Annotated in this window: 16 protein-coding genes and 3 rRNA genes (1 of these 19 running past the window's edge); 2 read left to right on the top strand and 17 right to left on the bottom strand. The window is 47.2% G+C overall.

Going from position 1 to position 18,617, the window contains the following annotated elements:
* Positions 1–99: 99 nt before the first annotated feature.
* Positions 100–1,389 (bottom strand): HD domain-containing protein, encoded by a 1,290-nt coding sequence (locus tag MKX74_RS00145; RefSeq protein ID WP_341177157.1) that lies wholly within the window; start codon positions 1,387–1,389, stop codon positions 100–102.
* A 346-nt stretch (positions 1,390–1,735) separates the two neighbouring features.
* Here MKX74_RS00145 and MKX74_RS00140 point away from each other — a divergent pair, with 346 nt between their 5' ends.
* A complete protein-coding gene (locus tag MKX74_RS00140; protein ID WP_018888060.1) occupies positions 1,736–1,990 on the top strand; it encodes an AbrB/MazE/SpoVT family DNA-binding domain-containing protein in 255 nt (84 codons plus the stop codon).
* A gap of 227 nt (positions 1,991–2,217) precedes the next feature.
* Here the strand turns inward: MKX74_RS00140 and rsmI are convergent, their stop codons facing one another.
* From rsmI to MKX74_RS00090, 10 genes are all read right to left on the bottom strand, one after another.
* Positions 2,218–3,099: a 16S rRNA (cytidine(1402)-2'-O)-methyltransferase gene (gene rsmI / locus MKX74_RS00135; RefSeq protein ID WP_341177156.1), complete on the bottom strand. Its 882-nt coding sequence runs from the start codon at positions 3,097–3,099 to the stop codon at positions 2,218–2,220.
* A gap of 2 nt (positions 3,100–3,101) precedes the next feature.
* Entirely contained in the window at positions 3,102–3,857 is a 756-nt protein-coding gene (locus MKX74_RS00130) for a tRNA1(Val) (adenine(37)-N6)-methyltransferase (protein ID WP_341180490.1), read from the bottom strand.
* Positions 3,858–3,959: 102 nt separating this feature from the next.
* Complete coding sequence (gene yabA, locus MKX74_RS00125) at positions 3,960–4,334, bottom strand: DNA replication initiation control protein YabA (RefSeq protein WP_341177155.1); 375 nt, start codon at positions 4,332–4,334, stop codon at positions 3,960–3,962.
* Between the two features lie 27 nt (positions 4,335–4,361).
* A complete protein-coding gene (locus MKX74_RS00120) occupies positions 4,362–5,162 on the bottom strand; it encodes a PSP1 domain-containing protein (protein ID WP_018888064.1) in 801 nt (266 codons plus the stop codon).
* A gap of 158 nt (positions 5,163–5,320) precedes the next feature.
* Positions 5,321–6,298, bottom strand: coding sequence for a DNA polymerase III subunit delta' (gene holB / locus MKX74_RS00115; protein ID WP_341177154.1), 978 nt, complete (start codon positions 6,296–6,298; stop codon positions 5,321–5,323).
* A 160-nt stretch (positions 6,299–6,458) separates the two neighbouring features.
* Positions 6,459–6,902, bottom strand: coding sequence for a YaaR family protein (locus tag MKX74_RS00110; protein WP_341177153.1), 444 nt, complete (start codon positions 6,900–6,902; stop codon positions 6,459–6,461).
* A 240-nt stretch (positions 6,903–7,142) separates the two neighbouring features.
* Positions 7,143–7,472: a cyclic-di-AMP receptor gene (locus MKX74_RS00105; RefSeq protein WP_018888067.1), complete on the bottom strand. Its 330-nt coding sequence runs from the start codon at positions 7,470–7,472 to the stop codon at positions 7,143–7,145.
* A gap of 211 nt (positions 7,473–7,683) precedes the next feature.
* The gene (gene tmk / locus MKX74_RS00100; RefSeq protein ID WP_341177152.1) at positions 7,684–8,328 is read right to left on the bottom strand and encodes a dTMP kinase; all 645 of its coding nucleotides are present in this window, start codon (positions 8,326–8,328) and stop codon (positions 7,684–7,686) included.
* Between the two features lie 187 nt (positions 8,329–8,515).
* On the bottom strand, positions 8,516–10,111 hold the full coding sequence (locus MKX74_RS00095; RefSeq protein WP_341177151.1) for an aminotransferase class I/II-fold pyridoxal phosphate-dependent enzyme: 1,596 nt from the start codon (positions 10,109–10,111) through the stop codon (positions 8,516–8,518).
* A 517-nt stretch (positions 10,112–10,628) separates the two neighbouring features.
* On the bottom strand, positions 10,629–10,814 hold the full coding sequence (locus MKX74_RS00090) for a sigma factor G inhibitor Gin (RefSeq protein ID WP_018888070.1): 186 nt from the start codon (positions 10,812–10,814) through the stop codon (positions 10,629–10,631).
* Between the two features lie 250 nt (positions 10,815–11,064).
* Between MKX74_RS00090 and MKX74_RS00085 the strand changes: the two genes are divergently transcribed.
* On the top strand, positions 11,065–11,586 hold the full coding sequence (locus MKX74_RS00085; protein ID WP_018888071.1) for a hypothetical protein: 522 nt from the start codon (positions 11,065–11,067) through the stop codon (positions 11,584–11,586).
* A gap of 554 nt (positions 11,587–12,140) precedes the next feature.
* Here MKX74_RS00085 and MKX74_RS00080 read toward each other — a convergent pair.
* From MKX74_RS00080 to MKX74_RS00055, 6 genes are all read right to left on the bottom strand, one after another.
* The gene (locus MKX74_RS00080) at positions 12,141–12,881 is read right to left on the bottom strand and encodes a DUF3600 domain-containing protein (RefSeq protein WP_341177150.1); all 741 of its coding nucleotides are present in this window, start codon (positions 12,879–12,881) and stop codon (positions 12,141–12,143) included.
* A complete protein-coding gene (locus tag MKX74_RS00075; protein ID WP_341177149.1) occupies positions 12,878–13,636 on the bottom strand; it encodes a sigma-70 family RNA polymerase sigma factor in 759 nt (252 codons plus the stop codon). Before MKX74_RS00075 ends, MKX74_RS00080 begins: the two co-directional genes overlap by 4 nt.
* Positions 13,637–13,897: 261 nt before the next feature.
* Complete coding sequence (locus MKX74_RS00070) at positions 13,898–14,341, bottom strand: hypothetical protein (RefSeq protein ID WP_018888074.1); 444 nt, start codon at positions 14,339–14,341, stop codon at positions 13,898–13,900.
* Positions 14,342–14,931: 590 nt separating this feature from the next.
* Positions 14,932–15,048, bottom strand: a 5S ribosomal RNA gene (gene rrf / locus MKX74_RS00065).
* A 133-nt stretch (positions 15,049–15,181) separates the two neighbouring features.
* Positions 15,182–18,104 (bottom strand): 23S ribosomal RNA (locus MKX74_RS00060).
* A gap of 347 nt (positions 18,105–18,451) precedes the next feature.
* Positions 18,452–18,617, bottom strand: a 16S ribosomal RNA gene (locus tag MKX74_RS00055) (it continues 1,386 nt past the right edge of the window).
* Together the 16S, 23S and 5S rRNA genes form the textbook arrangement of a ribosomal RNA operon.

Below are 18,617 nucleotides of genomic sequence, written 5' to 3'. Positions count from 1 at the left end.
AATATTCAGACAAGACTCATCGTATTTTTTCTTTTTTTCAATAATTTGCAATAATCAGTTTTAGGCATGGCCGTTTACAATTTATAGACAAATGGGTGATCATTTAACAAATAGCTTTTGAATATCATGCGGTAACTGATCTTTGACGGCTTCCAGCTTCATATGCGGGTAATACAGATGGTACTTGCCGCGATGAATGCCGCTGATGGAGCGCACAATATCAGACACCTCCGATATTTCTCTTACGGTGTCTTTACTGCCCAGCAGCAGAATTTGATTCTCGGTCGAGCCATTCTTTCTGAACACATCATAAGGAAGATCGGTCGGAAAATCAATTTCCAAGTCATAATCGGGGTTCAGCCCCACATCGCGTAATGCTTCACGAATATGATCGACCTTATCCATATCCAGACATTCCAGCTGTATATATTTATACAGTCTGCGATCCAGAAACCGGCTGCACAGATCACTAAGAATCGGGTCATCCTCGAATCTCCATTGGTTAAAGGTCGTCTGGATCAACGCCTCATCGAGCATTAAATATTGCTGCACGGTCACATGACCATCAATGAGCTGCGGAATCGGCTCCAGCATGAACTTGAAGCCGTAATCCTGATAGCGTAGCTCCTTAAGTCTTCTGAAGATTTGACGCAATAGTATTTCAGAGCTACGGGTCACTGGATGAAAATAGATCTGCCAGTACATCTGGTATCTGGACATGAGATAATCCTCAACCGCATGCATTCCTGACTCTTTGACAACAATCCTGCCCTGATGAGGACGAAGAAGCCTCAGGATACGATCCAGATCAATCGTTCCATAATTGACACCTGTCATATGGGCGTCTCGCAGCAGATAATCCATCCGATCCGCATCCAGCGGACTCGTGACAAGGTTCACGACGATGGGCTTATCGTAATCCTTGGCAATGACGGCTGCTACCTTCTCGGGGAAATCAGGAGCTATATCCTTCAGAACTTTATTGATCTCTGTATCGCCGAGTACAATCCGACATGTCCAATCCTCATGATGCATCTGAAAAGCTTCTTCTATAGAATGCGAGAATGGACCATGTCCCACATCATGGAGCAATGCGGCACACAGAGCTACCAGCTTCTCTTCCTTGGGCCAGTCCGGATAATCACCGCGTTCAAATTGGGAGATAATCCGCCGTGTAATCTCATATACCCCTAAAGAGTGTGAGAATCGGCTATGCTCGGCACCGTGGAAGGTCAGGTAGGAGGTTCCTAGCTGTCTTACACGGCGAAGCCTTTGGAATTCAGGTGTGTTAATAAGCCTCCATATGGCCACTTCCTGAACGTAAATGTAATTATGTACAGGGTCCTTGAATACTTTTTCTTCTGTCAGAGGGTTTTGGAATCCACTCATGAGGTATCCACTCCTTTAACTCTATTTTATTCCAAAAACTTGATTACACAACATTCACCTGTTTTATCACTATTTTCTTGTCGGTTTCGACACAAAATGTCGAATAGTGTCGAATTATAGATTTTTCCAGTTTCCAAATCGACAAATTCAGCAAACTGCGATTTTAACTGTTTTTTCTGCGTATTCAGCGAATTTTCAGTTGTTTTATTAGAAATTTTAACCTTTGTCGTTATTTTATAGGTTGACTGTTTTGGGAATGGTTGGTATAGTGTATATCATAAAAGATAAAATAATGTCGAAACTTGACACTTATACTTTTGATACGGCGAGAGGAGCCTGATGATCTATGATGAAATCTACGGGTATTGTGAGAAAAGTTGATGAGCTTGGACGCGTTGTAATTCCAATCGAGTTGCGTCGTACGTTGGGTATTGGGGAGAAGGACGCTCTGGAAATCTATGTAGATGGAGAGCGCATTATGCTCAAAAAATACGAGCCTGCATGTATCTTCTGCGGCAATGCCGAGAACGTTACATATTTCAAGGGTAAAATCGTATGTAATGAATGTATTTCTGAAATTCCAACACCTGTGACAAAATAAGATTTATAGTATATAATTAAATTATACCTATTGTTAATTCTAACCTTTTCATATCTCCTTGTTGCCTTCCACGGGTAAGAACCCACTCGTGGAAGGCCTTTTTTTTGTCTAAGGAGCATTTAGGGGTTGGATAACTGCCCTGAATCATAGCAATCGTACAAATCCCCTCGTTCACGATAGAGTGCCCTCAGTGTAGACTCTTCATTTCGCACATTCCTGTCACAGAATTACAACAGTGCATTGTATACGTCTCGCTTAGAGATCGATCGGTCTGAAGCTGTACGCTTCATGGCCTCTTTCCGGTTCAGCCCTTGCTGCTCATATTGAGTCACATGTTCAGCCAAGCTCAGCTCCTGCCACCAGGCCTGACGCTCTTGCTCCTCGGCTTCCTCACTCTTCCCCTCCAGCACCAGGCAATATTCGCCCAGTGGTGGATGCTCTTTCAGCCACTGTAGACATTCCTCGGCTGTTCCGCGCAGCCATTCCTCATGTCTTTTCGTAAGTTCACGTGCTAATACGACTTTTCTTGCACCAAGCGTCTCCTGAATAACTCCAAGTGTCTTGGCAATTCGATGCGGGGATTCGTAAAAGAGGACCGTGCCATGGGAAGCTCCAAAGGATTGCAGCAGCTCCTGAAGCTCCTTGCGTTCGCGAGGGGGGAATCCAGCAAAAGTAAACCGATCGGTATCAAGCCCTGAGGCAATCAATGCAGACAATGCCGCATTCGCTCCGGGGATCGGTACGACCGAGATTCCAGCATCCAAGGCCAGCTTCACCAGATCCGCTCCTGGATCAGAAATCGCTGGTAGCCCGGCATCACTCACAAGGGCCAAATTTTTTCCTTCTATTATATATCTGATTAGTTCAGGCCCACTTGCTGCCTTATTATGCTCGTGATAGCTGAATAGCATCTCTGGTGATATGTCAAAATGTGTAAGCAGCTTTCGCGTCTGCCTCGTGTCCTCCGCCGCAATAATATGACATTCCTTCAACACCTTCACCGCTCGAAATGTCATATCATCCAGATTGCCGATCGGAGTGGCCACAAGATACAGTATGCCCTGTTCCTGTTCCCCATCCAAAAAGCTTTTTTGCACCGTAGCAGCCATGCTTATTCCTCCTTCTGCCCTGTATAGATCTCCAGCATCTCTGGTGTGTACTGATTTCTGCCCTCACCTTCATACGCAATGAGCGGCGGGAGCAGCCGCACATCTGGCTTGCCATCCCGTAGTGCCTCAATCAAGACGATATTCGCCTCTGCCTGAGGCCGTGGATGGACGAATCGAATTCGTTTGGGCTCCAGACGATACTCACGCATTAAGGAGATAATCTCCCCCAGCCGCTGTGGCCGATGCACCATCGTTACCTTTCCACCCGTACGAATAAGCCTTGTACAGGCCTGAATAACCTCCTCTAGGGTGCAGTGCAGCTCATGGCGTGCGATGGCTTCATGGATATTAACCTTGAGATCGCTACCATTCAAAGGCATATAAGGCGGATTCACCGTAATCGCATCATACACACCATGTCCGGTAACCTCGAATAGCTGACGCAGATCGCCTTCACGAATCGTAATTACATTCTCTAGTCCGTTCAGAGCTACACTCCGACGAGCCATATCTGCAAGTCGTGGTTGAATCTCGATGCCTTCAATCTGTGCCTGTGTCCGAGTCGTTAATAAGAGCGGCACAACCCCGTTGCCTGTACACAGGTCGAGAATCTTCCCTCTTTTCGGAATACCTGCAAATCTCGCTAGTAGTACAGCGTCCATAGAGAAGCTGAATACTTCCTCACTCTGTATGATTCGAAGATCGTGTGTCAGCAAATCATCAATTCGTTCAGAGTCGTTAAGCGGTTCATTTATCATCAAACGTTCCCTTCCTTTTCTGCAGCCCTCACGCGATATGTCTAGTGTAATTGTTCTGTTTCCTTACAAAAAAACCGTAGGCACGTGTCCTACGGCTTGATGTTATTTATTCAAAAATGACAGACAAAATAGGCAGTCGCCCTCGGTTCGTAAATGTCCGTAATAAACATTGCATATATGAAAGCCTTCATGATACAGTCTCGCCAGATTATCGTACCCCTCACCAACGACTTCTCCTTGCACTTCCTCTGTTTTGATCAGATGTGCCGGATGGTCTGATGTTGTTATACGTTCTGGTTCCTCTGCATGTGTATGGTCTCTCAGCATCTTACGCAGCTGTTCGTTTTCAATCGTCAGTCGCTGGTTCTCTTCAAGCAGCTCTTTTACAGCCAGCTTCAATTCACCAAGATCACCGTACATTTGCCCCATTTGCGTCTCCAACTCGAGAATACGCTCGAAAACATTTATTTTTTCCAAGATTCCACCCCGAAGCCACCTAATGGTTTACTTGATGACTACATCATCCATTGGAAGTTCCTTGACTTTACTAATCTCAAAAAGCTGTACGTGAACAGTTCGATGACCTGCATTAATACCTACTACTTTACCTTCTCCCATGGAAGTTACGACGAGCTTGCCGACTTGAGGAAGTTCTTCCTTCGCACTCTCATAATTATCATGCTCAAACTTGAGGCAACACATCAGCCTTCCACAAAGACCGGATATTTTGGTTGGATTCAAGGACAAGCTTTGATCCTTCGCCATCTTGATGGACACAGGCTCAAAGTCGCCAAGCCAGGAGGAGCAGCACAAAATACGTCCGCAAGGCCCAATCCCGCCCAGCATCTTAGCTTCATCCCGCACACCAATCTGTCTCAGCTCGATTCGTGTCCGGAAAATGCTAGCCAAGTCCTTGACCAGCTCCCGAAAGTCAACACGCCCCTCAGCCGTAAAGTAGAAAATAATCTTGTTGCGGTCAAAGGTGAATTCCACGTCCACGAGCTTCATTTTGAGTCCATGATCCTTGATCTTATGAAGACAAGTTCCGAAGGCTTCCTTGGCAGCCTGTCTATTCTCCTCTACAATCCGTGCATCCGCTTCGCCAGCTAGCCGAATGACCTTCTTCAGGGGAAGCACGACATCGGAATCATTCACTTCCTTCTTGCCTACAACAACCTTACCATATTCGATACCGCGCGCCGTCTCAACAATTACACAGTTATCTTTCTCCAGCGGAAGCTCGAGCGGATCGAAATAATACGTTTTGCCCGCTTTTTTGAAGCGAACACCCACTACACTGTACAAAAATAAACCCCCTTGTGTGCCACTAGAACCTTGCTTGGGGACATCTTAGCTGAACGTGCCACGGGCACAATCTCCCATATTCGGTATGCGAGGGACAGGCCTTGCTCATGCGTAACCTGTCCGTAGCGCAGTCTCGGACCATCGGCGCTGGATCTGTCTCATGATGGGGACAGACCGATCATCAGCTGCTCTACACAAAGCTGACCGTTTACATTGAAACGGAGCTTTCTTCTGCACTCCGCGGCCAAATCCATATAAGAGACCCATTGTTCGGTACTGCGGGTGATTGCCAATTTGGAGATCATCTCCAATTGATCTATGAACACAATGCTATCGTGCCTTCCATACTGGAAGTGCAGCATATCCTTGAACTGCAGGTGAAACAAATGAAACAGGATATCAAGATGCTCGCCGAGTCCGGCCTTGAACACCTTCTGTTGAGCCAAAATGACGGAGGAACTCCCTCTACTCAACGACTCCTTTACTAATTGTAACATTACATTTCTAATTTCTGCAAACCAATTCTGCTGGAGAATTTCTCTACTTGTTTCCAATCCAGAAGCAATATGAACCGCACATCTGACAAGACTTGCTGAATAGCCCTCTCCTGTCAGTATTTGCTGCATAAGCTCCGGATTCAGAGCAGAGAACGGTACATGCTGAGTCCGTGAATGTAGCGTAGGGAGTACGGCCTGTCCATTATCGGTCAGCAAAATCCCCACCGTAGGCAGCTGTGGCTCCTCCAGAAATTTCAGCAGACTGTTTGCTGCCTGTGTCGTTAACAGATCTGCCTGCTGAATGATATACACCTTCGGGTGCTTACTTTCCGAGCGATACGAAAACGAACGCTGAAGCTCCCGAACCTGATCGATCTTGATGCTGTTGCCATCTGGAGCAATGATGTGCAGGTCGGGGTGATTGCCATGCTCGACCTTTCTGCATTCCAGACACTCACCACAAGCATCATCGCTTAATCGCTCGCAGAACAACGCTTTGGCAAAGGCCATGGCCATCTGCAACTGTCCGCTGCCTGCTGGACCATGGAACAGATAAGCATGACTAACCGCTCCTTTGTGAAGCGCGTGCTGCAGCATACTCTTCGGCAACTCCTGACCTATTATATCCTGAAAAGACATATTGCCTCACTTTCCAAACCACGAGTCGTTATGATTTTTACCTGTGAAGACCTATAACTCAATTATCTTAAAAAACAATCTGCCGACTGTAAAGTCGACAGATTATATTATGGGTCGCTATTTGCTTAGGTTATTATGCACTTGAGGTCTGTTGCTTTACTCAAAAAGCCAGATTAATCAGCATACCACGAATTTCCCCAACACCATGAAGGAGCTCAATCTTCCCCTGCTCTGTATCTAGCAGCTCCTCTGCCATCCGTAGCAGAATAGAGTCTACTTCATCAATGAGCTTATAACGCTTGCTGCGACCGCGACGATCCCAGCCCTTGGTATCCTTCATAGATACCCCTCGGCGTACAGTCTCCTCCAGAAATCTCTTGACCAATACTTTGTAGGCCTTCAATTCACGCACAGTCATGGAGCGGGCAAGCCGATCTCCTTGCATCTGAATTTCCTTGAATTGGCGACTTAATTCTTCTTGTGAAGCTCGCTCTCCACTGTGCTTCATCATATCTGAGAAGCTCTTGCTTTGAACGGGCTTGGTATTCGTATCACTTGGAGCGATACCGCTTTGTAATGGGCGATAGCCCGGATTAATTTTCATAATGAACCTGCTTTCTCCTGCTCGGCTCATCGAGGTATCTGCAGGCTAGCCGGCATAGCCGAGCTGCAAGCTGTAACTATCTTGAGCACTAATCAGGCACGGCACCATAGCATCGCCGCAGAATGTATAGCTCCATACATCACCTTCAATACCTGACCTGTTCAGCAGGCCAGCCATTCCCAGTCATGGAAGAGCAGATACATATATTATCGTCATATCGTACTGAGAATTGTAGAAGTTCTAGAAGTGTTCAAAACGATCAACCGGAAGAACGAATACCGTGGCTCCACCAACCTGAACCTCTACTGGCAAAGGCAAATAAGAGTCTGTTGTTCCACTCATAGGAGTCACCGGCGTCACGAGCTGTTCTCTCACCTTACAGCTATTGCGGATTACGCTCATAACAGACTCGACCTGACTGTCGTCCACTCCGATCATGAATGTGGTGTTGCCGGCACGTAGAAATCCACCGGTACTTGCCAGCTTGGTTGCACGGAAATTAGCCTTTACCAGTCCGCTGGACAGTCTGTTGCTATCTTTATCCTGAACAATGGCAACAATCAGTTTCATCCTGAATTCCTCCCTTAATATGGGTTACTTCAATGAACAATTCCTATAATCTTCAGGTCAACGCCAGGGGCGTCCATCCCCGAACAAGAGAACGGCAAACCAACATGATACGCAAGGCCTCGGATGGTTATATCTATTGTTATGCCATACTTACTACCTGCTGCCACATGCTATGCCCTGTTATTTAATATTTTCTTTGTGCATATAGAAGTTATTCGAGAAAAGTCGGCAAAATCCTCTTTTTCAGGTGCTCATAGATATCATTTGTCACATCCTCTATGGACCGGGATGCATCAATCACACATATGCGCTCAGGATTCTGTTCTATGAGAAGACTATACCCTTCCTTCACCATATAATGGAACTCAAGACCTTCACGATCTAGACGGTCCCGATCACGCTGGTTGCTGGCAATTCGGGTAAGTCCCAGTTCGGGCTCAATGTCCAAATAATACGTTACATCTGGCTGCCGGGCGTTTGTTGCGAACTGATTGATCATACCTACCTCTGTCATACCTATTCCGCGTGCGTGTCCCTGATAGGCCATACTACTGTCAACAAAGCGGTCGCACAGGACCATCTTTCCTTCCTCAATGGCAGGCTCTACTCGTTCCACCAGATGCTGTCTACGAGCAGCAGCATACAGCAATGCCTCAGTCCTAGCATCCATTGTCGTGTTGGCTGTATCCAGAATAACGGATCGGATCTGTTCTGCGATCTCAATCCCTCCCGGTTCTCTTGTAGCGATGACCGGGTAGCCCTCCTCCTGCAGTCTCTGCGTAAGGCATCTGATGACCGTAGTCTTGCCCGAGCCTTCGCCTCCCTCGAATGTAATGAATCTGCCTTTGCCTTTCATATCATACCTGCTTTCCCTGGATTGCTAACTCTGTAGCTATAACATAATGCTATTTATAATTGTTCCTACGCTATTGTCTGCAAAACCTATATATTTTGAACCTAATATTTCTAGACAGGTTCACTAGCATCTTGATCAGACAAAATGTGGGTAAAGATCTGCTGCAAGCGGAGACTGGTAGCATTCGTTAAGCCGACCCGTCATTGAACACGCGGATCGTCCTCATACTCGGATCCGCAACTCCTTGACACTTAGCTCCTGCATTCTGAAGCTTCATTAACCGCTCTACCGTCTCGGCTTGTATAGTCTCTCCCGGATATAACAATGGAATCCCTGGCGGATAGGGGATGACCATCTCTGCAGCTACACGCCCACTGCACAGCTCCAATGACACGCTCTCCACCTGCTCCTTTCTTGGTGGCTGCAAATGAAATTGGATGGGTTGAGAATAATTCAATACACGCAAATTGTTCCACGTGGAAACTTCATGATCCTTTTTCGGTATGCCTTTACCCCCTACATTCACCTGTAAAGGTAGAGTAGACTCCGTCTCCAGAACCTCTAGCGCCTGCAGCAATCGTTCTGCATCCTCCTTTACAGATGCCAGTGTGAACAACAAGACCACATAACGTTCCGTACTCATTTCTGGAATACAGCCCTGCTGCTCTAACTTTTCTTGCAGTTGATAGCCACTCCATACGCCATGACGATCATAAATAACAACTTTGAACGGGTCCTGTGTAGAATAGCCTGGAATGCTTTCCAATAACGGCTCCAATCCCTGCACTTCTGTTTCAATAGCCCTCCCTGGAGGTACAGAAACGGTGCTATTCACGTTGACTGGCTCTAGCAGCCCAAAGCGCGTCAAGCCTGCCCACCCTTCATGGAACACACGTATAGCCTCCATGCCCTCTTGGAATGCTTGCTCACGATGTACATGAACATACCGCCTAGCCAAATCAAGTGAGGCCATGATTGGATAGGACGGACTAGAGCTCTGAAGCATGGCCAGACGTTGACGCAATAGCTCACGATCAATCCGTTCACCCTGAATATGTAACATGGCTCCCATTGTCATAGCAGACAGCATTTTATGAGTGGACTGTACTACCCCATCTGCACCCGAGGCCAGCGCAGAAGCAGGAAGCTGGGGATGAAGACCATAATGCGCTCCATGTGCTTCATCTACAAGCAAGGGTACCCCCATCTGATGGCATACCTCAGCAATCGCCGCAACATCAAGACCCATTCCATAATAGTTAGGGACGGTAATCAGCACGCCCTTGGCTTCAGGGTATGCTGCGAGAGCGCTCCTTATTGTAGAATCCACCGGCGCTGATGCCAGTTGGCTAATAGGATCGATATAGGGCTCCATAAATACGGCCCGGGCCCCTGCGAGCATAAGGCCATGCAGCACAGACTTATGCACATTTCGCTGGACCAATAAAATATCACCAGGCTGACTGCATACCGTCAAGATTAAGGCCAGATTGCCTGCTGTGCTCCCCCCTACCAGGAAGAAACTCTCCTCCGCACCAAAGCAATCTGCTGCAAGCTGCTGTGCCTCTAGTATCATTTCTTCCGGATGATGCAGATCATCCATCCCGGTAATCTCAGTGACATCAATGGACATCACATCCTGAAGCAAGCGAGCTCTCTCATCTTGTCTATACAGTTGACCATTCTTATGTCCTGGCACATGAAAGGAGGCTCGTCCAGCTTCTCTATAATGAAGCAAGGCATCCATAATCGGAGCCTGTGCCTCCTTCGCTTGATTCGTCATATTGTGGGTTCCTTCCAGACGCAGCAAATTCCTGTAGTCCCTGCAATCATACTGCGAATAGCACTAATAATATTATTATTCTATGAGACACCATACCTGAATTAGCTACTTATATTGTATCGCAAACACATCTTGAATCCTATCCTACATTGCAATCACAGGACAACAAAAAAAGGCCATTACAGGCCTGATTTTCCTCGATATAATCTATTTGCAGCTTATATAAATGTTCATCATTCACATGAATACAGCAATTTAATATCCTTCACAACAGATAATTCGTTCTATTATTCGTTAGTTTTATCATTAGTTCGTTTTCATTATTCGTTAGTAAATATTTCATTTGTATCTATAGTTAGTCAATCATTGCTCCAACATGATATCCCTTTTAGAAAGCTATTGTGTTGAACAAGTCAGTGTACTGAACAAGCCATTGTATTCAACTCTACATATTGCATTATGCAAAACGCCAGTTCTTCTAATCCAGAGAGCTAATTCTTCTAATCGCTACTCCTGATCACGCGTTCTTCTGTACCCAAATCTGCTTTAACTGATGAATAAAAAAATGATATTTGGCATCGGCAGCATCAGTGTGCACCATTTCAGATTCGCAGTCATCACAAATGAATTCCGACATAATAAAGATCCCTTCCGTCTTGGGTTCATTACAGATGATGCATCGGCATTCCAATTTATCATACATGATTTATCCCACCCTTACATCTTCTTTTACTATCAGTATGATACAGTTTCTATTATTTTAAACCTTTTCATAGCCATTTCAACATTTTTATACAGCCTATTCCTACTGGCGTCCCGAGGTGTCTGTACCTAAAAGCCTATTCAAAAAAATACCTGTTGTAGCCGATAATGTATAGGAAAGCACCTTTATTTCTCCTCACCCCTATTTTTTGCATGATTGATATTCCGTATGAATGAAAAGGACTGATTGAATGGCAGAGATTCAGGGTACCAAGGCCACCTATTATCACTATCAATTGATTAAGAAGATTAATATCCATCGTCAAATGTTGTGGAGCTATTACTCCCTGCCCATCATCATGCTTGCGTTCCTTCTGGTACTAACCTGGACGAGCTTATTCTTGTTCCTGTTAGCCCTGCCAGTCATGATGTGGATTCATTTTGTGGTGTCCAGCCTGGTCCTTTATGTAAGCGGCAACTCTTCACGCAAGCGCTGGAAGTACAGCTGGAAGTTCCCATGGCAGGGCTACATGCCAGAACAGTACATTAAGTATGTTTTGTTCAACCGCATGCAATTTCACATGCTCTGGGCAGGATTTTTTATCACCGCCGTATTTCTACTCTGGTCACCACCGGTATTCACAATCTCGCTGATTTTCTGGCATCTGTGGCTGCTGGTACCCCGACTCTATACATTGATTCAGCTGCGTCGGGAGCGGAAGGATGGCATGCTCAAATTCAATCCAGGCGATGTGTCGTACTATCAGCAGTAAGACTACCTCTGAAATACATAATTGTGCAAGACACGTACACACACTAAATGCACTACACGGAATGTACTACACTAAGAGCAGCTTCTATTTGGGCCAAACAGACTAGAGTTTATCTGGAGCCTAATGGAATGCAGCTAAGAGGGCTTAGAGCTACTGCAGTAGCGTGACCCGTAATCATCCTCCTGACAGAAGTACAAGAAGACTCCATACCACTATACGTGGCATTGGAGTCTTCTCCCTTCAATCTCTATTTTCAATTCCTTCTCTAATATTTTCTTGAGCCTCATCTTCAGCATCTTCTTTAGCATCCTATTGAGCCTATCTTCAGCCTATCTTCAACCTATCTTGAGCTCCTCTCGAGCCTCTTCATTCAATCCCTTACGCCATATCTTCTTGAGTACCTTCTTGAGTATCTTCCTGATTACGTTCTTGGGTTTCACCCTGCTAATAACTCTCACTGTGCCATCTCTGGCTAGCCCCCAGCCGTCTCTCCCTACACTTTACAGGGCCGACGTTACAAGACCTATCCTTTTTTATGCTGCCACTCCTGGCTATTACATCCCCAACTGCTGTAGATAAGGGATTATGCGCTCTCTTAATTGCTTCAACTCTTGCTTTTGCTCTGGTGACAGGCGATCTTCGTGAAGGCTCTTATCCTGATCTACTACAATAGCCTCATATTGCTTCATTTGTGTAAATAGAGACGTGAACTCAGCGTAATCCTCAGAGGAGAACTGTTGCTTGGCCTGCTCTAGCTTCTCTTGCCAAATACGCTCCTCATCTATAATGACTTGTTGAGCCTCAGCATTCGATAGCTTATCGAAGTAGGGCTCTAGCTGCTCAGCTAACTGGTTATACACCTGTTGCTCCTCAATACTCCAATCCTCTGGGTGCAGCTGTCCTCGAAGGTCGGCATGTGTCAGAGCGAACTTCCCGAAATCGAGCAGCACTTCCATAAATGCCGCGAACTCCTCAGAGCTTAGCTGCTCTTGTGCGACACGCAGTTTAGCCTCTAGTCGCTGGTAATCCGACGTTGTCCCTCCGATGGCTGTTATATTTTTCTCAGAGCCATAGATGTAATCAGCTAGATACGTATAGCCGGCATATGCCCCTGATGGAATGATAAGTACAACTGCTACGACCACAGCCACCAGCCAGTTCGCTCGTTTTCTGTTAAGTCGAGACTCTCGCTGTTGTTGAAGAGACTTGAGCATATTGTCTCTGGCTTCCGCCCTGATCGTCCACTGTCTAGTCTCCTCTTGGTAAGCATGCTGCAATTCATGTTCCAGCTTCATATCATATCCTCCACTCTTTTCTTTCTATAGATCTCCATTGTCTGATGCTTCTGGCGCAGCTTACGGAGTGCAGCATGAATACGTGACTTTACGGTTCCGAGTGGAATGTCCAGAATCGCTGCTATTTCCTCCTGAGTGTATTCATTTAGATAGTGCAGTGTAATCACCTGCTGCAGCTTATATGGTAATCTTTTTACCTGATCCATGAGTGGCTTGAAGGACAGCCTATGTACCAGATCTCCCGCGAAATCATACTCTGTAGCCTCATCACTTTTTCTTAGTCGCTGCATGAATCGGAACTGAATCAGCTCACGCCGCCGATAGTTCTGAACCTGTCGCATAGCGATTCCCATGAGCCATGGGCGAAAGTCGCAATCAGTATTAAATCTCTCCAGTGATCGGTAAGCTTGAATAAATATCTCCTGCACAAGATCCTCGGCCTCAGTAGCACTCTTAAGCAAAAATCGCACAGTACGATAGACATCTGCTACCGTAAGCTCATACAGCTCCCCATAAGATGAGTAGTCCCCGGCTCGCGTCAGGTATACCAGCTCGTTACATCTGGCTTTCTGTTCCTCTCTTCGCCTATCTCTGTGAATCCTAACCTCGATCTGCTTACTAACTTCTAAAACCTTGTTCACTTCTGACCGATTCTTAGTTTTTTTCTCCTTGTTAGCCTCTGTCTCGTTAATAATCTCTTTCCCTTCACTAATAGCTATCTCCTCGCTGCAACCATTCTCTCTGCCGTCTATCATCAACCCCTCCTTCCTTCACACTTTATATTGGTATTGCTCACGAATATCGTTCGATTTTTTTTCTTCATCATTCGCATAAACCAAAAAAGCCTATCTCCAGCAATTTGAACAGGACCATGTTCTACTGGAAATAAGCTTTCTCGTTCACGCACTGTATCACTGTATGTCATTAAAAAAATCCCTTCTGCCTATGCAGTAAGGGCTTGTTCCATGTGGCTCTATGAAGAGTTGTAGCAAGCATGTTAATGGAAAGGTGCTGCTCTAGTAAGAATCTATGTCCGAGTCGTCATCAGAACTTAAATCCTGTACATTAGCAGCCGACTTGGTGTCTTTAGGAACAAGTAGCGTGAAATAGTCGTCATGAACGGATAGATGCACAATTTGCTTATCCTTCAGAAATACTCGTTGGGAAGGTGCAGACTGCTCCTCCTCCTCTTTCCATCCCCAAGCTGCAATCTCCTGCAAATATGGAGTTGGAATATCATCAGCCTCTTTCATACCTGGCAGGGCGTAACGCACAAAGTCCATATCCGAATTTCCGTTTGCACGATCAGTCTTGTTAGCTTCCTTGGGTACAGGAAAGGTCTTCACATTGGCTGCTCCCTCAAAAGCCGTCCAGGAGGGTTCCTTTGCCCCACATCCGATAACAAGCATAGACGCGACGCTTATGATGAGTATAAGGACCAGCCATCTATATTTGCGCATGGTGTCTCCTCCTTATTACCTACTGCGAACTTCAATCCTCTATGATCAATAGGATAATCGTAGGAATACTTCATATACTTCTGTGCACTTTTACATTATAACCAACTCATATCTCTTTTCCGTAACAAAAATGTTACCTTCCTTTTGTTAGAAAATAGCTTTAATTAACTGTCAGTCTGTCCAATGTCATATTATCTGTATAATCTGCCCAAGTAGTCTGCTTCGGAGATACGCCTATACATTTATAAAGTCTAAGCTCTGCCTTATGTTAAATACTATCTCAATAAAGAGTTGGGCTATCTGGGGATGCTGACGACTCTCCTGAAATAATGCTTGGCAAGATATTTGGACTGCAACGATGAGCACATGGAGTATCTGGAGTATCACGCCGCTGTAAAATCATATTAGGGGGAGCATTAGCCTTGTAAACTCCAGCATCACTCTTTACTCTTCATGTATGCCTCCTAGTAGGACACGATCAGATAACAACTGCCTACTTCTTTTTCATGAGGAGCAATCCCCTCTGAACTAACAGTTGTAATCAACACAACATAAAAAAACCACCACCGAAGATCGGTAGTGGTTCTTGTGCTTGGCGGCGTCCTACTCTCCCAGGACCCTTCGGTCCAAGTACCATCGGCGCTGGAGGGCTTAACGGTCGTGTTCGGGATGGGTACGTGTGGAACCCCTCCGCTATCGCCACCAAACGAGTGTTTGTGAAACAAACACGGTATGCGAAACATTTGGTACAGCACATCTGTGCGTATAAATGTTGCAGCATATGATTCAAGGTGTTACACCCTGAAAACTGGAACCGAAACGAATCATTGCATTTTACTTTAGGATAAGCCCTCGACCGATTAGTACTGGTCAGCTCCATGCATTACTGCACTTCCACCCCCAGCCTATCTACCTCGTCGTCTTCAAGGGGTCTTACATACTGGGAAATCTCATCTTGAGGGGGGCTTCACGCTTAGATGCTTTCAGCGCTTATCCCGTCCGTACATAGCTACCCAGCGGTGCTCCTGGCGGAACAACTGGTACACCAGCGGTACGTCCATCCCGGTCCTCTCGTACTAAGGACAGCTCCTCTCAAATTTCCTACGCCCACGACAGATAGGGACCGAACTGTCTCACGACGTTCTGAACCCAGCTCGCGTACCGCTTTAATGGGCGAACAGCCCAACCCTTGGGACCTACTTCAGCCCCAGGATGCGATGAGCCGACATCGAGGTGCCAAACCTCCCCGTCGATGTGGACTCTTGGGGGAGATAAGCCTGTTATCCCCAGGGTAGCTTTTATCCGTTGAGCGATGGCCCTTCCATGCGGTACCACCGGATCACTAAGCCCGACTTTCGTCCCTGCTCGACTTGTAGGTCTCGCAGTCAAGCTCCCTTCTGCCTTTGCACTCTTCGAATGATTTCCAACCATTCTGAGGGAACCTTGGGGCGCCTCCGTTACTCTTTAGGAGGCGACCGCCCCAGTCAAACTGCCCACCTGACACTGTCCCCGCACCGGATTACGGTACCAGGTTAGAACCTAGATACGATCAGGGTGGTATCCCAAGGACGCCTCCACAGAAGCTTGCGCTCCTGCTTCTACGGCTCCCACCTATCCTGTACAGATCGTACCCAAATTCAATATCAAGCTGCAGTAAAGCTCCATGGGGTCTTTCCGTCTTGTCGCGGGTAACCTGCATCTTCACAGGTATTAAAATTTCACCGGATCTCTCGTTGAGACAGCGCCCAAGTCGTTACGCCATTCGTGCGGGTCAGAATTTACCTGACAAGGAATTTCGCTACCTTAGGACCGTTATAGTTACGGCCGCCGTTTACTGGGGCTTCGGTTCATAGCTTCGCCTTGCGGCTAACCACTCCCCTTAACCTTCCAGCACCGGGCAGGCGTCAGCCCGTATACTTCGCCTTGCGGCTTCGCACAGACCTGTGTTTTTGCTAAACAGTCGCTTGGGCCTTTTCACTGCGGCCCCCTCGGGCTATTCACCCTACCGAGGCACCCCTTCTCCCGAAGTTACGGGGTCATTTTGCCGAGTTCCTTAACGAGAGTTCTTCCGCGCGCCTTAGAATTCTCTTCTCGCCTACCTGTGTCGGTTTGCGGTACGGGCACCTTCACCTGACTAGAGGCTTTTCTTGGCAGTGTGAGATCATGACCTTCGCTACTGTAATTTTCACTCCCCATCACAGCCCAGCCTTACGATGTGCGGATTTGCCTACACATCAGCCTCACTGCTTGGACGGACATCCATCAGTCCGCGTCACTACCCTCCTGCGTCCCCCCATCGTTCATAACGGTTTACGGTGGTACAGGAATTTCGACCTGTTGTCCTTCGACTACGCCTTTCGGCCTCGCCTTAGGTCCCGACTTACCCTGAGCGGACGAGCCTTCCTCAGGAACCCTTAGGCTTTCGGCGGATCAGATTCTCACTGATCTTTTCGTTACTCATACCGGCATTCTCACTTGTATGCTGTCCAGCGCTCCTTACGGTACACCTTCAACCTGCATACAACGCTCCCCTACCCCTGATGCAAGCATCAAGCCATAGCTTCGGTGGTGTGTTTAGCCCCGTTACATTTTCGGCGCAGAGTCACTCGACCAGTGAGCTATTACGCACTCTTTCAATGGTGGCTGCTTCTAAGCCAACATCCTGGTTGTCTGTGCAACTCCACATCCTTTCCCACTTAACACACACTTGGGGACCTTAGCTGATGGTCTGGGCTGTTTCCCTTTTGACAATGGATCTTAGCACTCACTGTCTGACTCCCGGAACTAAGTCTATGGCATTCGGAGTTTGACTGAGCTTGGTAACCCTTGCGGGCCCCGCACCCAATCAGTGCTCTACCTCCACGACTCTCTTTTCCGAGGCTAGCCCTAAAGCTATTTCGGGGAGAACCAGCTATCTCCGGGTTCGATTGGAATTTCTCCGCTACCCCCACCTCATCCCCGCACTTTTCAACGTGCGTGGGTTCGGGCCTCCAGTGCGTGTTACCGCACCTTCACCCTGGACAGGGGTAGATCACCCGGTTTCGGGTCTACGTCCACGTACTAAATCGCCCTATTCAGACTCGCTTTCGCTGCGGCTCCGGCTCTTCACCTTAACCTTGCACGGGAACGTAACTCGCCGGTTCATTCTACAAAAGGCACGCCATCACCCATAGATCGGGCTCTGACTTCTTGTAAGCACACGGTTTCAGGTTCTATTTCACTCCCCTTCCGGGGTGCTTTTCACCTTTCCCTCACGGTACTGTTTCACTATCGGTCGCCAGGGAGTATTTAGCCTTGGCAGATGGTCCTGCCGGATTCATACGGGGTTTCACGTGCCCCGCACTACTCGGGATCCGTCTCGGAGGGTGTACCATTTCGATTACAGGGCTTTTACCTCTATCGCGGGCCTTTCCAGACCTCTTCATCTAGGGTACACCTTTGTAACTCCGTGTGAGACGTCCCACAACCCCAGGAAGCAAGCTTCCTGGTTTGGGCTAATCCGCGTTCGCTCGCCGCTACTGACGGAATCACTATTGTTTTCTCTTCCTCAGGGTACTTAGATGTTTCAGTTCCCCTGGTCTGCCTCTCCTTTGGCTATGTATTCACCAAAGAGTGACTACCTGTTACAGTAGCCGGGTTTCCCCATTCGGACATCCCCGGATCGAAGCTTGCTTACAGCTCCCCGAGGCATTTCGTCGTTCGCCACGTCCTTCGTCGGCTCCTGGCGCCTAGGCATCCTCCGTGTGCTCTTATTAGCTTAACCATGATTTTTGCCTGTGGCAAAATATCAGTTCACTAATAACTTTCACTTGCTTACACAAGTTCAGCTAAAAGATGTTCTAAAACGCAATGTTTTCGTTTCGGTATCCAGTTTTCAAGGTGCAATGCTGTTGTGAAACAACAGCCCCTGTGTGAAATCCGGTCCATCTCGCTTGAGCGGATGAATTTCATACAGATGAGTTTGAGAGTTGAACTCTCAAAACTGAGCAACGAGTGAGCTGTTAAGAGGATTTCATACGCGCAGAGCGCAGTACCGAATTCCTCTTCTTATGATCGATGGAACATCGATCTGATTTGAATGCTTCCGTTGCAGGAAGCGATTCTCCATAGAAAGGAGGTGATCCAGCCGCACCTTCCGATACGGCTACCTTGTTACGACTTCACCCCAATCATCTACCCCACCTTCGGCGGCTGGCTCCTTGCGGTTACCCCACCGACTTCGGGTGTTGTAAACTCTCGTGGTGTGACGGGCGGTGTGTACAAGACCCGGGAACGT

Origin of the sequence: Paenibacillus sp. FSL K6-1230, from assembly GCF_038002385.1 — a bacterium.
Taxonomy (GTDB): domain Bacteria; phylum Bacillota; class Bacilli; order Paenibacillales; family Paenibacillaceae; genus Paenibacillus; species Paenibacillus massiliensis.
The sequence above is the reverse complement of the archived record's forward strand: the minus strand, read 5'-3'. Positions and strand labels throughout refer to the sequence as shown.